This is a genomic window from Bacteroidota bacterium (genome assembly GCA_018831055.1).
In the GTDB taxonomy this organism is placed as follows: domain Bacteria; phylum Bacteroidota; class Bacteroidia; order Bacteroidales; family B18-G4; genus M55B132.
This window is the reverse complement of record JAHJRE010000088.1, coordinates 1-15,388: the sequence shown is the minus strand read 5'-3', so window position 1 is coordinate 15,388 and position 15,388 is coordinate 1. Positions and strand designations below refer to the sequence as shown.

13 protein-coding genes are annotated in these 15,388 nt (G+C 43.6%); 3 read left to right on the top strand and 10 right to left on the bottom strand.

The window, feature by feature from the left end:
- Positions 1-12: 12 nt before the first annotated feature.
- Both KKA81_05265 and gpmA read right to left on the bottom strand, forming a co-directional pair.
- A complete protein-coding gene (locus KKA81_05265) occupies positions 13-729 on the bottom strand; it encodes a serine/threonine protein phosphatase (GenBank protein MBU2650323.1) in 717 nt (238 codons plus the stop codon).
- Between the two features lie 5 nt (positions 730-734).
- Positions 735-1,481 (bottom strand): 2,3-diphosphoglycerate-dependent phosphoglycerate mutase, encoded by a 747-nt coding sequence (gpmA, locus tag KKA81_05260; GenBank protein MBU2650322.1) that lies wholly within the window; start codon positions 1,479-1,481, stop codon positions 735-737.
- A 131-nt stretch (positions 1,482-1,612) separates the two neighbouring features.
- Here gpmA and KKA81_05255 point away from each other — a divergent pair, with 131 nt between their 5' ends.
- The 3 genes from KKA81_05255 to KKA81_05245 all read left to right on the top strand — a co-directional run bounded on the left by KKA81_05255 (position 1,613) and on the right by KKA81_05245 (position 7,370).
- Complete coding sequence (locus KKA81_05255; GenBank protein ID MBU2650321.1) at positions 1,613-4,804, top strand: DUF2723 domain-containing protein; 3,192 nt, start codon at positions 1,613-1,615, stop codon at positions 4,802-4,804.
- A gap of 29 nt (positions 4,805-4,833) precedes the next feature.
- On the top strand, positions 4,834-5,418 hold the full coding sequence (locus tag KKA81_05250; protein MBU2650320.1) for a polysaccharide deacetylase family protein: 585 nt from the start codon (positions 4,834-4,836) through the stop codon (positions 5,416-5,418).
- Between the two features lie 92 nt (positions 5,419-5,510).
- The gene (locus KKA81_05245) at positions 5,511-7,370 is read left to right on the top strand and encodes an Ig-like domain-containing protein (protein ID MBU2650319.1); all 1,860 of its coding nucleotides are present in this window, start codon (positions 5,511-5,513) and stop codon (positions 7,368-7,370) included.
- Between the two features lie 140 nt (positions 7,371-7,510).
- Here KKA81_05245 and KKA81_05240 read toward each other — a convergent pair whose 3' ends face one another.
- From KKA81_05240 to groEL, 8 genes are all read right to left on the bottom strand, one after another.
- Positions 7,511-7,810 (bottom strand): metalloregulator ArsR/SmtB family transcription factor, encoded by a 300-nt coding sequence (locus KKA81_05240; protein MBU2650318.1) that lies wholly within the window; start codon positions 7,808-7,810, stop codon positions 7,511-7,513.
- Between the two features lie 72 nt (positions 7,811-7,882).
- Entirely contained in the window at positions 7,883-9,514 is a 1,632-nt protein-coding gene (ade, locus tag KKA81_05235; GenBank protein ID MBU2650317.1) for an adenine deaminase, read from the bottom strand.
- Between the two features lie 17 nt (positions 9,515-9,531).
- Complete coding sequence (locus tag KKA81_05230) at positions 9,532-10,530, bottom strand: mevalonate kinase (GenBank protein ID MBU2650316.1); 999 nt, start codon at positions 10,528-10,530, stop codon at positions 9,532-9,534.
- Complete coding sequence (mvaD, locus tag KKA81_05225; GenBank protein MBU2650315.1) at positions 10,527-11,597, bottom strand: diphosphomevalonate decarboxylase; 1,071 nt, start codon at positions 11,595-11,597, stop codon at positions 10,527-10,529. The genes KKA81_05230 and mvaD overlap by 4 nt, the downstream gene beginning before the upstream one ends.
- A complete protein-coding gene (locus KKA81_05220; GenBank protein MBU2650314.1) occupies positions 11,572-12,513 on the bottom strand; it encodes a GHMP kinase in 942 nt (313 codons plus the stop codon). Before KKA81_05220 ends, mvaD begins: the two co-directional genes overlap by 26 nt.
- A gap of 11 nt (positions 12,514-12,524) precedes the next feature.
- Complete coding sequence (locus KKA81_05215) at positions 12,525-13,850, bottom strand: hydroxymethylglutaryl-CoA reductase, degradative (GenBank protein ID MBU2650313.1); 1,326 nt, start codon at positions 13,848-13,850, stop codon at positions 12,525-12,527.
- 145 nt (positions 13,851-13,995) lie between these two features.
- Positions 13,996-14,571 carry a DUF4468 domain-containing protein gene (locus KKA81_05210; protein ID MBU2650312.1) on the bottom strand — a complete coding sequence of 192 codons (576 nt, stop codon included), beginning with the start codon at positions 14,569-14,571 and terminating at the stop codon, positions 13,996-13,998.
- Positions 14,572-14,676: 105 nt separating this feature from the next.
- Positions 14,677-15,388, bottom strand: a 712-nt coding sequence (groEL, locus tag KKA81_05205; protein MBU2650311.1) for a chaperonin GroEL, incomplete at its 5' end; no start/stop codon positions are given.

Genomic DNA, 15,388 nt, shown 5'->3' with positions numbered 1-15,388 from the left:
ATGTCATCTGTATCACATATCCAAATTATACTGCACCGCTAAATCCATAGAGCCCAACTCCAGCGCCAGTAAATTTCCAAACCCGGAACGGTCTTTCATGTAAACGCCGTTATCAAGATCGATGACCTTCAGTTCGGGATGATCCCTGAAATGATAAAGTAATTCGAGGTTAATGGGGACATGCCCGTGAATAATGGTTTTATTGCCGATCCGTTCCGGTTCGTTTAGAAATTCCCGTATCCAAAGCATGGCATGTTCGTCCTCAAAAGGATCCTCCTTGCCGAAGTTCAACCCGGCATGTACAAGGAGGAACTGATCAAGATCGATATACAATTCCAGGTTTTCAAGCCAATGGATATATTTTTCCGGAATATCGCGCAGGTTTTTCACCCCGAAACTGTTCATACATTCTTTCCCGCCGAAGTGGGTCCATTCTTTTTTTACCTCATTTTTTTTACCAAAACCCAGGAACCCTTTTTTTTCAGGCTCGGCATAATAGGCTTTCAGGATGTATTCCTCATGGTTTCCCTTTAAAAGGCGGATATTATACTCTTTTTCCTGGAGGCTCATGATATAATCGATCACTCCCTTAGAATCGGGGCCGCGGTCGATATAATCGCCCAGGAAATACAGCCAGTCATGTTTGGAAGGGTTGATCTGATAATCTATCAGTGACTGCAGGGTTTTGGAGCAGCCATGGATGTCGGGTATGACCCAATGCTTTTTCATCCGGGTTACTTCTTTTTAGCCTGGTTGGCAACCTGTTCCATCAGCTTTTTTATCACTTCGGGGTCTCCCAGGAAGTAATCTTTCAGCAGGTTCATATCATCATCGAATTCAAAAACGTAGGGAATTCCAGTGGGGATATTGAATGCCAGGATATCCTCATCGCTCATATCCTTGAGGTATTTAACCACAGCCCTAAGGCTGTTACCATGGGCAGCCACCAGTACTTCTTCGTAGGCTTCGAGGTTAACGGAGATTTCATTTTCCCAGTATGGAACCATGCGGTCAACCACATCTTTGAGGCATTCTGTCATGGGGATATCTTTTTTATTCAGTTCTGCATAGCGGGGATCCTTCAGGGAGCTACGTTCATCATCCTCTGTCAGGGGTGGGGGAGGGATGTCGTAGCTTCTTCTCCACAGGAGTATCTGTTCATCGCCGTATTTGTCAGCCATTTCGGATTTGTTCAATCCCTGTAGCATACCGTAATGTTTCTCATTCAGCCTCCAGCTTTTGTCAACCGGGATCCACATCAGGTCCATCTCTTCCAGCACAAGCCAGAGGGTCTTGATGGCCCTGGTAAGGTAAGAGGTATAAGCCAGTTTAAACCGGAAGCCATTGTCTTTCAGTACTTTTCCGGCTTCAATGGCTTCTTCTGTTCCTTTTTCCGAAAGGCCGACATCGGTCCAACCCGTAAACCTGTTCTCTTTGTTCCAGACACTTTCACCATGCCTTAGCAAGACTAATTTTTTCATATCCTTGATATTAAATTGATTATAATAATGTTCATGCTCAATAGTTTAAGCAAAATTAGAGAATTATTGAATATTGGGGCATCCTTATTTTTTCTATTTTCGCAGGATAGCGAATAACCTAAATTATTGTTATGACCTCATATCGAAGGCTAAACAACCTCACCGGCTGGATCATATTCCTGATCGCCTCAGTTGTATATATTTTAACAGCTGAACCGACAACAAGTTTTTGGGATTGCGGGGAATATATTTCCACCGCCTTTAAATTACAGGTGGGTCATCCTCCGGGGGCGCCATTCTTCCAGTTACTTGGGCGTTTTTTCTCCCTGTTTGCTTTTGGGGATAACAGCCAGGTTGCCTTTATGATCAACACCATGTCGGCTCTGTCGAGTAGTTTTACCATACTTTTCCTGTTCTGGACAATCACCATGCTTGCCAAACGATTGGTGATCAGGGGTGGGGAAGAGATGACAAAGGCCGGGATGTGGACGATCCTTTCGGCAGGAATCGTAGGCTCTCTTGCTTATGCCTTTTCCGATTCGTTCTGGTTTTCCGCGGTGGAAGGAGAAGTATATGCCATGTCATCGCTGTTCACCGCGATGGTTTTCTGGGCTGTACTACGTTGGGAGCAGGTTGCCGACGAAAAGCATGCCGACCGCTGGCTTATCCTTATTGCATACCTGATGGGTTTGTCAATCGGGGTGCATCTGCTGAACCTGCTTGCCATTCCTGCCATCGGATTGATAATATATTTCAGGAAGTATCGCAACTATAAATTCTGGAGGGTGATATTTGTCATCCTGGTCAGTTTTCTGGTACTTGCTGCCATCATGTATGGCATCATACCCGAAACACTTACCCTGTTTGCCAACACCGAGCTTTTATTTGTCAATGGAATGGGTTTGCCTTTTCATACCGGGACGATCGTTCTGGCAGTGGTATTGATCTCCTTGCTGGTCATAGCGCTTATTTATACCCAGCGGCCCACGAGAAGGTTTAAAATGTGGGTTTATATCCTGGGTGGGATTATGGCCCTCTTTTTTCTGTTGGAAAGCGATAGTGCCGGTTCATTTTTTCTCAGAATCGTCATTCTCGCCATTGTAGCCGGATTTTTCTTTCTTACCCGCAAACTGGCTGCTTTGCAGAATACCGTCATTTTATCCCTTGTTTTCATCCTCATCGGTTACTCTTCATTTATCATGCTGGTGATACGTTCCAACGCGGAAACCCCGATCAATGAGAATAGCCCGAAGGATGCGATCAGCCTGTTATCCTATTTGAATCGTGAGCAATACGGTGACTGGCCCTTGCTGAAGGGTCCGTATTACAATGCGCCGGTGATTGGGCAGGAAGACGGCAAACCGGTTTACATGCGCGACAGCTCGAAGGGCAAATATGTGATCAAGGATGACCGCAAAGGAACAAAACTGGTATACGATCCGGAATATATAACGATATTCCCCAGGATGTGGAACAATACGGAAAGCCGTTATATTGAGGATTACAAGAGGTGGGCCGGTATCAAGGGTGATCCTGATGGAAAAAGGAAACCAACATTCGGCGAAAACCTCAGGTATTTTTTCGATTACCAGCTGGGGCATATGTATTTCCGGTATTTCATGTGGAATTTCGCAGGAAGGCAAAATGAAATACAGGGACATGGTGACCTTTTGCATGGTAACTGGCTGAGTGGGATCACCTTCCTTGACGAAATGCGTCTGGGGCCACAGAAGAACCTTCCTGACAATATGAAAAGCAAAGCCAGGAACACGTATTATTTCCTTCCTCTTATCCTGGGATTGTTCGGGCTCTTTTATCAATTCCGCAAAAAGTATCACGACGGGCTGGTAGTGACTTTGTTGTTTGTGATGACAGGCCTGGCCATTGTGGTTTACCTCAATCAGCATGCGCCGCAACCCCGTGAAAGGGATTATGCTTACGCCGCTTCCTTTTATGCATTTTCCATCTGGATCGGACTGGGAGTGATATACCTGGTTGAAAAACTGAGTCGGTATTTAAAGCCTGTCACCAGTGTACTCATAGTTGGCATTGCCACTGTTTTGCTGGTTCCGGCAAATATGGGTTACGAAGGATGGGATGATCACAGCCGTTCGGGACGCTATACCGCACTGGAAGTGGCTAAATGTTACCTGAATTCCTGTGAACCCAATGCCATTTTGTTTACAAACGGCGATAACGACACTTTCCCTCTATGGTATGCCCAGGAAGTTGAGGGTATACGTACCGATGTGAGGGTTTGCAATCTGAGCCTGCTCAGTGGCGACTGGTACATCAGCCAGATGCAGCGAAAGGTTTATGATGCGGATCCGGTACCCTTCACTCTGAACTACGACCAGTACAAGCAGGGAACACGCGATGTTGTGTACCTCATTGAAAATGAAAACATCAAAGGCTATGTGGAATTGAAGGAACTTTTCAACATTATGAAAAGAGATGAAGATAAGCTGAAGATACGTTCGGGAGGACAAACCTTTGATTATTTTCCTGCAAAGAAGTTCAGGGTATCTGTTGATTCAGCGGAGGTTATTGCTAATAATGCAATTCCTGCAGAATTTGCCGACAGAATTGAGGATATAGAATGGACGGTCAACACCCAGGGTGTTGGAAAGAATCACTTAATGGTGCTGGATTTGATAGCACATATTGACTGGACACGGCCGGTATATTTTTCGACAACCACAGGTGATGATGCGTATCTTGGTATTCAAAAGTATTTTGTTCAGGAAGGTATGGCCTACCGTTTAATCCCGGCCAGGATCAAGAGTCCTGACCATCAGGTCGGAGGGGTTAGCACTGAGGCAATGTACAACAACCTGATGAACCGTTATAGCATCAGCATGGCCGATTCCACGCTATTCTGGAGTGAAGAGAATATACGGGCTGCGATGAATCTGAGAAATATCTATGGCAGGCTGGCCCAGGAACTTATACGCCAGGGGAAGAAGGATTCGGCAGCATTGGTGGCCGACAGGATTACGGAAATCATCCCCGATGCCTCAATACCTTATGATTATTTTGTTGTCCCTGTGGCCGATGCATATTATAAGTCAGGCAGGACGGATAAAGGAGATGCCATCCTGGTAAAACTCTACGATCATACCCTGGACAACCTATATTATTTCTTCAGTTTTACAGGAGATAAAGCAGAAAAGGTTGACTTTCAAAGGCAGCAGAACCTTGCCATGATGCAGGAAATTTATCGGTTGGCATTGGAGAATCAAAGGGAAGATATTGCCGGTGAATCGAAAAAGATATTCGATCAGTATTACCAGCGTTATGTTGGACAACCCTTTAACCGATAATTTTGAATTATCTCAAGCCATCCTGGTTAATGAGGAACCTGTATGGTCCCGGGCTTATCTGGAGGGTCCGAAACGGTAAGAATTCTCTGTATCTTACCTTTGACGACGGGCCCCATCCTGATGTAACCCCGGCTGTACTTGATATCCTTGATCATTTTGATGTAAAGGCAACATTTTTCTGTGTTGGCGATAATGTCCGCAAATACCCCGAGGTTTATGCGAAAGTTATTGGCAAAGGACATAGGACAGGCAACCACACTTTTCATCATCTTAATGGCTGGAAATCAGGATTTGAGGATTACATCCGGGATGTCGAACAATGTGCCGGTCTGGTATCCGGGGATTTATTCCGGCCACCTTATGGCAGGATCACCCGCAGGCAGGCCAAATGGCTTAAAGGGAAATACCGGGTAATCATGTGGACTGCTTTAAGCGGTGATTTTAACAGGGACCTGCAACCTGCAACCTGTCTAAGTAACGCCTTGAATATCTCCGGCAGAGGAGATATTCTTGTCTTTCACGACAGCCTGAAAGCAAGGGAAAATATGCTGATTACGCTTCCATTATTCCTGGAAGAGTGTCTGGGAAGGGGTTATGAATTCCGCTTGCTTTAAAGGGGTAATGAAGTTTTTACCATCTTTGTAAAATGAAGCACCTGAGAATGGGTAAGATTTGCAGACCGTTTATTTTTCCAATCATTATCACAATGCTTGTAGCGGTGCGTTGTGCCAATCCGGTAGCGCCTACGGGAGGGAGTAAAGACACCAATCCCCCGGTCATCATTGCCCTTGAGCCACCTAATGGCACTACTGATTTTCAGGAAGGACAATTTCGTTTGTCGTTTGATGAATTTATACAACTCAATAATGTAAACGACGAGGTATTTTTATCCCCACCTGCGGAATTACCTGAATTCAAGCTAAAAGGAAGATCCGTGCAGGTTACTTTCGAGGGGGATCTGGAAGACAGCACAACCTATTCGGTATTTTTCGGTAAAGCCATCAGCGACCTCAATGAAGGGAATGTGTTGCCCTATTTCACCTATGTTTTCTCTACAGGTCCGGTGCTTGATTCCATGAGCATCATGGGTGAGGTTGTGAATGCTTTTGATCTTAAGCCTCAGAAAGATGTACTGGTCATGTTGTATAAGTCATCATACGATACCATTCCCCTTGATTCGGTACCTTACCTGGTGCGGCCCCTTTATGTTACCCGAACCATAGAAGAAGGCGTTTTTGTACTGAACAACCTCCGTCCCGGTCATTTTAAGATATTTGCACTGAACGATATCAATAAGAATTTCCTGTTTGATCTTCCCAATGAGGATATCGCATTCCTGGATTCTCTTATTGTTCCGGAGTATTTTTCAACGCCTGTATTGGACACCTTGGTGCCGGATACAATTGGGGTTGCAATGGATTCCATCGTGCAGGATTCCGGTTATTATATGATAGTGGGGAATGATACCATACGTGTTTTTGAGGAGGATCAAGGACAGGATTCCATACCGGTGTTGGAGGAATTTCAGGAACAGGATTCCATTATGGCGGATACAAGCCTGGTGTTGCAGGATACATTGTTAACAGACAGTGTTGCAACTCAGGAAAAGCCGGATTACAATCATTATAGATTATCCATGTTCCGGGAGGTAGACTCAACTCAGCGTTTGCTGGAAGCAAAGCTGGAAAAAGAAGCATTTTTGCGTTTTGTTTTCCGTTTTCCTGTTAAGCATCCCCATATTGTTGTTAGCGATACTGTGGTTGGGGATGAATGGAAGACGGAAGAATGGAACCGGGGAAGGGATACTCTTGTTTACTGGATAAGGAATGCGTTTACAGATTCCTTGAATCTGATTATCTCTGATGATACTCTTGTTTTGGATACAGTTAAGGTACCGCTTATTCAAACTGTACGGAAAGGCAGGATTAATAAGCAGGACAAGAAACCGGAACCTTTGAAGTTTTCTACCAATCTTCGGGGAGGAAAGATGGATCTGAACGGGAAGGCATCCATGATCTTTGAATATCCGGTGACGAATTTTGATTTTTCTCAGGTATTGTTAATTGAGGAGGCGGATACACAGTTCTTTGCTCCCGTTTTTATTGACACACCGGTCAACAGACGACTTTTATTCGATATACCCTGGAAGGAGTCTGCTTCCTACGAGATTATCATACCCGATTCCATTCTGACAGATTTAACCGGAAAGCAGAATGACAGCCTGAATTTCCGTTTTGGCACTCTTTCACCGGAAGATTACGGCATATTGAGAATGAAAGTAAGCATTTCCGACAGTCTTAACCCTTATGTTGTCCAATTGCTCGACGGCAAAGAAAAAGTATTGCGGGAAGCTGTGGTAGAAGGGGAGGCATCCCTGGAGTTTCAATATCTTCAGCCTGCAAAATATGTAATCAAAGCAATCCAGGACAGGAACCGGAACGGCCGTTGGGATTCAGGCAATTATTTGAAAGGTATTCAGCCCGAAAAAGTTTATTACTTTCCTGAAAGCATTGAAATCCGAGGCAATTGGGAGATGGATGAAGAATGGAACCTGATTCCGGAATAAAAAAAAGACCCAAAGGGTCTTAGTTGTGAATTGCTTAAACATTATAAGGATAATGAAATTATTAAATAACATTATCCTGAAAATCGAAAAAACAAATTTGGCAAGTTTGATAAAGAAGAGCAACAGAAAGTTATTACTTTCTATTCTTCATTGCACCTGTTAATGCAATCAATGATCTCCTTTAAAGTCTGACTCTTAAGGGAGTAAAAGATTTTCTTTCCATCCCTTTTTGATTCCAGAACACCTTTATTTTTAAGGATATTCAGATGATGTGAGGCAGAAGCCTGCTCAATGTTGAGTTTTTTATAGATTTCCGTAACGCTCATTTTCGCACCATTGTTCAAAAGCTCAATGATGGCAATTCTCATCGGATGTGCTATAGCCCGTAATTTACTGGCTGCACTTTCCAGTTTTGTGATTTCTAATTTTAATTTTCCCATAACCAAACATTTTTGCAAAAATATATAAAAATGATATAAATGGCAAATAAATATATAAATATCTCACCTCAGCTAAGAAAAAATTTTGGTAAAACGGAAGTTTTTCGCATCAAAAAGTCCTTTATCACTGAGTTTTAATTGTGGAATAACCAGGAGAGCCATAAAAGACAGAGTCATATATGGAGCATGTAGTTCAGATCCGAGTTTTTTTGCCTGTTTATCGGCCAATTCGTAATCACTGGCGACCTGGTATCCATCCTTATCAGACATCAGTCCTGCGACAGGAAGGGGAAGTATATGCTTGAAATCCTTTCCAATGGCAGCAATACCTCCTTTGTGCTCTATTAAAAGGTTGGCGGCTTCAGCCATGGCTTCATCAGTAGCTCCGGTAACGATGATATTATGGCTGTCGTGTGCCACTGAGGATGCGATAGCACCTTCTTTAAGTCCAAATCCTTTGATAAATCCGATAGCTGGTATGGCAGGATCATAACGGTTAATAACGGCAATTTTCAGGATGTCATCCATAGGACTACTTTCAGCAAAATCTCCATTACGTATTGCTTTGGACTCGAGGCTGCCAGTTATAAGCTGACCATCGATTGCTTGGATCACGCGGATATGGTCACCGGTAGCTTGCAGTTGAAAATCCTCCGTTTTAATCCTTTGAGCATTAAAATTGTTGATCGGTTCTGTTTGTATAGATGTTAAGAGTGATACCCCATTTTCTGATACTTTTTCGCCATTGATATAGGTTTTCAGGATATTGAATTCCTGCAGGTTATCGACCACGATAAAATCGGCGGGATCTCCGGGTTGGAGCAATCCTGCATCGAGTTTATAATGTTTAACAGGGTTGAGGGATGCGGCTCTTAAAACGTCAATAGGGTTGTAACCCATGTTCAATGCCCTTTTAACATGGCTGTTTATGTGTTCTTTAACAAGGTCATCGGGGTGGCGGTCGTCAGAGCAGAACATCACCATTTCAGGATTTTCAGCCAGCAAGGGTATAAGCTCATTGAAATTCTTGGCAGCACTACCTTCCCTGATGAGAATTTTCATGCCCAAAGCCACCTTCTCCCGTGCCTCTTCGATCATATAACATTCATGGTCAGTGCTTATCCCTGCTGCAATGTATTTTCGTGCATCCTCGCCCATGAGGCCGGGGGCATGGCCGTCGACCGGTTTATCCAGTCCATGGGCAATGTTGATTTTGTTCATTACCTCAGCATCCTGGGAAATAACTCCGGGATAATTCATCATTTCGGAAAGATAGTGGATTTCGGGCATTTCCAGGAGTTTCCTGACTTCATCAGGCCCAAGGATTGCACCGGAGGATTCAAAACCGGTGGCAGGCACGCATGAGGAAGCACCGAAAAAGAATTTGAAAGGTGTTTTCTTGCCGTTTTCTATCATGAACATGATTCCGGGGATACCCAATACATTGGCAATTTCATGAGGATCCGACACCGTGGCAACGGTTCCGTGCGTAACGGCAATCCTGGCAAATTCGGAGGGAACGAGCATGGAACTTTCGATGTGTATGTGGGCATCAATCAGTCCTGGTATAATATATTGATCCGGGACATTTGAGGTTTCCTCAATTCTTATTATCCTGCCATTCTCTGCAAAAACGGTACCGTCAAAGATCCTTCCGGTCACAACATCTATGATATGACCAGAAACAGAAAAGTAATTCTTCATGTATTCAGAGATTATCTTTATACAAATATAAAGGAAGGAGCCTTAACACCGGCAGAATTTTTATATACTGTAATAAATTCCAAACCACGATGTTGCAGGTCAGCAACAGCAGACTCGTAATGATTGGCAAAAGCCAGCATAAAACCGCCACCTCCTGAACCGCATAGTTTCATCGAGAATTTCCCATGATTAAGGCCATCTTCCCAAATATTCCGGAAATGGGCAGGGATCATGGCCGAAAAATTATGTAGCTGGAACGCCGATAGTTTTTGCAGACTATCTGTAAACACCTCCGTATCAGCCTTAAGCAGGGATGTGATGCATTGATCGTTGAGGGGTATCAGTTCCGATTGAATTCTGTCGTTGAAAGCAGTGACTTTGCACTGATTCATAAAATGCTTCACCAGGGGCTGGGTTTTTCCTGGTTTACCTGAATCCAGGAGGAATATGGCACCTTGTCGGGAAAACTGGTTAGGAGGGATATTCACAAACTGGATATCGGTTTTATTTCGGATAAGCAAGGGTCGCTGAAGAAAACAAAGCAGTGGGTCGAGGCCGGAACTGGTTCCATGGAAATAGGATTCCATAAGGGCAAATGTTTTCTTAAGATCGTTTGTTTTCTCCGGGCCAATAGGCTGACCAGGGTTTAAACCACTGTTGCCATAGCGTTCATAGATAGCTGCTACAAGGGCTCCTGAGCTACCAATGCCATAGCCTTGTGGAATGTTTGAACGAAAGTATAGTCCTGCATCAATATCCCGGAAAAGCTGTTCGAGATCCATTCCTGAAAAATATTCGCCTTCGAGTCGTAATAGTGCAAGATGGTCAGCATATTTTTTCAAGTGGCGGTTGGAGCGGATGGCCTCATCATAGTTTTTATTGGAATCCTGGTTAATAAAGCTGAATGTCCCCTCGAAATGAGCGTAGGGGATGGTTAATCCCATAGAATCGCAAATGACACTGTACTCTCCGAACAGCAATATCTTTGCATAAAATTTGCTGCTAATGTTCTTCATCGTTTTTCGTTTTTTAACAGTACAGGTCCGTTACCGGTTTCATCCTCAATCCTGTGATGGTTTTCACAATATCCAGGAAGTGTTTTTTCAATCCATGGCTTTATTGCATCCGATTCTGAAGCAGGGTAGATTAAATGCACATTTGGCCCGGCGTCTAGGGTAAAACAAACATTTAATTGCCTTTGTTCCCGTATTTTCTTTATTTCCTGCAAAATATTTAAAGTATCCGGTTTAAGCAGGGTATAACCATTCTGGGCTGACATCATGAGGGAATGCAAAGTCAATGCCTCATTTTCGGTGATATCCTGGAAAACCTGCCAGTTTCCGGTTGTAATAGCCTTCAGGATGGAAGAGAGGTTAGCATTAGCCTGTCTGTAGCGGGCTTCTGCAAAGGGATGACCGGTCATGGATGCATGTCCCATGGAACTTGAAACCTGTTTTTCACCTGAATCGACAATTAATATGGTATCTTTCAGGTCGGCGAACAGGGGATGAACTTTCACAGGAACGGGAATGGCAAAGTAATCTGATGAACCCGCAACATCGGGATGGTTCCCCCAGACCGTCATTCCACCGTAAACCGACCGTGAGGCACTTCCTGAACCTTGACGGGCCAAATCGGATGCCATCCTGAAAAAATCATCGTAATTATTACCACGGATGTTTTCGTGCCACGTGAGCAGGCATAAAGCCAGGGCGCTGAATCCGGATGCCGAGGATGCAATGCCCGCTGAATGTGGGAAAGTGTTGTGAGTTTTTATCCTGAATGAAAAAGATCCTATCTCCGGGAAATGTTTCTGGAGCTTTTCAAAATAATTCTGTATCCGGGTCGTGAATTTCTCAGATTGATTACCATCAACAAGGATTTCAGGAGAGTTAGTATTGGCCGGCTGATATTGCAAAACGGTTTCCGTATAGGCATTCTTCAGTGTCATGCTAAGGGAAGGGTTGGCTGGGATCTGCCCGTCGAATTTCCCCCAGTATTTGATCAGGGCTATATTCGATGGGCTTCTCCAGGAAATGGTTCCCTCAAGACGATTGTTATTTTGCATTATTGCTCCCATCATGTCTGATGATTTGGTCAAATCCGTAAATTATATTCAGTCCTTTATTTTGGAAGTACTGCCGGATATATTCAATGCCATTGTTACTGGCAGCCAAAAGAAAATCACCTCCCCAGGCGCCCAGTGATTTGGTGATACCTTCAAAATCTCCAAACTCTGCTTCCTGTATCATTTTCATTCCCAGGAGGGAGCTGATGATCTTTTCATGTTCTTTGAGGAAATAGAGAAAATCGTTGAGTTTACGGCTATCTGCTATTTCTTTGGTAATCTGGGTAATCTGTTCGGATTCAGTAGTATGTTTGCTAATTTCTGACCTAAATTCAAGGATACTTGTTCTGGTATCCTGTTTTTTTCCGGAATAGATGAAAGCTAAATTAGCCCGGAAAGGAGGGTTGAAGTCAATTTCCTGGTATACAGGGTCTTTTCCTCTAAGTTGATATAAAACTGCCTGTTTTGCATGAGCGCAGGCAATATCATAACCTGAACCGTTTTCCAAAGCAAAATATAGGGTGAAAGGATCAATTTCTGCCCAATTTGCAATGTTGGTATATAGTGTAGAACTACTACCCCATCCCCATTCTTTCGAAAACTCCAGATTACTTTGTACCTTATATCCTTGATCGTGGATCAGAAAACGGGGATTCAGAATGGCTGCCATCCTGATTATTTCAATGAGTTTAGATGCTTTTAAGGGATCTGATGTGGAAATAATGTCCCATGAGTTCAGGTTAATTTCGCAGGAAAACCATATTCCTTCAGTATCTGTGCTTTCCCATAGAAGTCTGTTCCCATGTACCGGGCTGATATTCAGGGATTGACCTTTAATGAGAGGCAGGGCAAGGGCAAGAGCACCCTGCATCACGAGGTATTCACCGCTGAGCAGCAGTTTCCCGTTGGAATGTAGGGTGATATTCTTCAAAACGATAGGAATTAATTAGATCTCAGATTTGCGATCAATTCATTTACAGAACTGAAAGATACCTTTTTATCTTTAAAATACTCAACTGCCTTGTTTTTTTCCTGCGGTGAAACACCTATATGGTTCAGGATATTATATAAGTGCATGCGCATATGGCCAATTTGAATGCCTTTGGTTATAAGAGATTTGACGGCACCAAAGTTATTGGCCAGACCCACGGATGCCGCGATCATCATAAGCTGTTCGGCATCCGGGTTATTCAGCAAGCCCAATGAAAATTTGGCAAGGGGATGGAGTCCTGTTAAGCCGCCAACAGTTCCTAATGCCATGGGGATTGTAAGGCTGTAGTGAAAACGGTTATTTTCTATTTTGATGTCAGTGAGGCTCGCGTATTTTCCGTTTCTGGCCGCATAAGTATGACCTCCGGCTTCAATGGCCCTGAAATCATTTCCCGTGGCCAGGATTACTGCGTCTATACCGTTAAAAACACCTTTGTTGTGAGTTGTTGCCCGATGCACGTCGGCATGGGCGATTTGCACTGCTTTTTCAAACTTCCAGGCAAAACGCTCGGCGCTGAGGTTTTCGTCGCAGTTCTTAAAGGCGTCGATCTCGCATTCCACATATGTCTTTACCAGACATTCAGGAGTATAATTTGAGAGTATCGACATGATAATTTCGCAATACTTTTCGTGGCTTTCGAAGTTGTCCTGACGGGCGATAAATCTTGTCAGGATACCGGCAAATTCTTCCAGGATGGTATTGATGAAATTGGCACCCATGGAATCCACGGTATTGAAAGATGCTTTGATCTGGTAATAGTTATCAATTTCATGGGTCATATCCACCAAATCAATATCCAGGATCCCTCCGCCACGCTTTTCCATATTGGCTGTGAGGTGCCTCGTTCCTTTAATCATTTCTTCACGTAACCGAGGCATAGCTGCAATCAGTTTTTCTTTATTACCTTCCCAGATAAAATGCACTTGTCCTATTTTCTTAACTGCGATAACTTTGGCATGAAACCCTCCATGCTCGGCCCAGAATTTGGCACTGCTTGCTGCTGCAGCAACCACAGAACTTTCCTCGATCACCATGGGAATAAGGTATAAGGTATCGTTGATCAGAAAATTCGGTGCTATGCCATAGGGGAAGTTGAAATTAGAGATACTGTTTTCGCTGAATTCGTCCAGGAGGTTTTGAACAGAGGGGTTCTGATGCCAGAATGACTTCAGGATTTGTTCAGCCTCTCCCGGATTTTCAAAATAGCTTGTAACCTGCTTCAGTTTGTCTTCTTTGAATAATTTTGAGAAACCTTTTATGACTTGTACTCTTTGCATTTTGTACTTTTTTGTTTAATCAAAAAGATAAACAATTAAACACGAATAATGTTTATAAAAAAACTGCTATGATTAAATAATCGTAGAATGAATAAATTAGAAAATGATTGCCTGCTTATTCTGTTTAACTGAGTAAGGTGAAGTATTACCATTCTTCTTCCTGGTATTCTTTTTTAGGTTTCATGGCTTCTTTAAGGCTTGCAGCGAAAACATTTCTAACGTAATTATCGATTTGCTGCAGGTATTCCTCCCATTGGGGATTATAATTTGGGTCATTTTTATCGAGCCATTTTTCGATAGGATATCGTGATTGCTGGCGCAGGAGCAGTTCATCGACCGTATAGCGGTATCGTTCGTCCCGGGCCTCTATTTTAAAGGAATACAGGACCATACCGGCATGGATTTTATTTCCGTCTTTATCGGTTCTGAATAATTCGAACTGATGCCGGCCTTTGATAATACCGCTGGATGCGTCTCTTACTTTGGTAACATGGACAGGATTGGCAAAGAACTGGTGCAGCCATTCACTGGCCCGGTTAAACAGAACAGATTTGGTACCGGGTTCTGAGACCACTTCCTGATAAACGATCAGTCCGCTTGCTTCATCAATCGGAATATTAGCAGGAGTGGGAGGTGGGATGCTGTCTTGTTGGGAGAAAAGTTGTAAAGCCGGTAACATGGCAAACAGGATAAGAATTGTGTTAAGCTTTAATTTTGTCATTGTCATGTTTGTTTTGGCATTAAACAATAATCTGATTACAAATTTAAGGATAAATAAAAAACCCCTCGAATGAAGAGGGGTTTTTTAGTAATGGTTTAATGTATTTTAATACATTCCTGGCATTCCGCCGCCCATTCCGGGGCCACCGGGCATACCACCGCTTTCCTTTTCTTCTTTATGGTCGGCGAGTACACATTCGGTAGTAAGTAACATACCTGCAATAGAAGCTGCGTTTTCCAGGGCAACGCGGGCAACTTTGGTTGGGTCGATCACACCGGATTCGAAGAGGTATTCATATTCTTCGGTTCTGGCGTTAAAGCCGAAGTCGTCTTTACCTTCCCTGACTTTCTGAACAATGACGGAGCCTTCGAGTCCGGCATTTTCCACTATTTGGCGCATAGGTTCTTCCAGAGCTCTTTTAATAATTGCGATACCGATTTCTTCGTCTTCGTTTTCTGTCTCAATGTTGTCGAGTTCAGGAACGGCTCTCAGGTAAGCAACACCGCCACCGGGGATAATACCTTCTTCAATGGCTGCGCGAGTTGCGTTGAGGGCGTCATCGAACCTGTCTTTCTTTTCCTTCATTTCGACTTCACTGGCAGCTCCAACGTAGATAACGGCAACACCACCGGCAAGTTTAGCAAGTCTTTCCTGAAGTTTTTCCTTATCGTAGTCGGAGGTAGTGACTTCAATCTGGGCTTTAATTTGTTTTACCCTGCCTTCGATATCTTCTTTTTTACCTTTACCGCTGACGATGGTTGTGTTTTCCTTGTCGATGGTTACCTTTTCAGCTTCACCGAGGTAGCTTAGGTCGGAG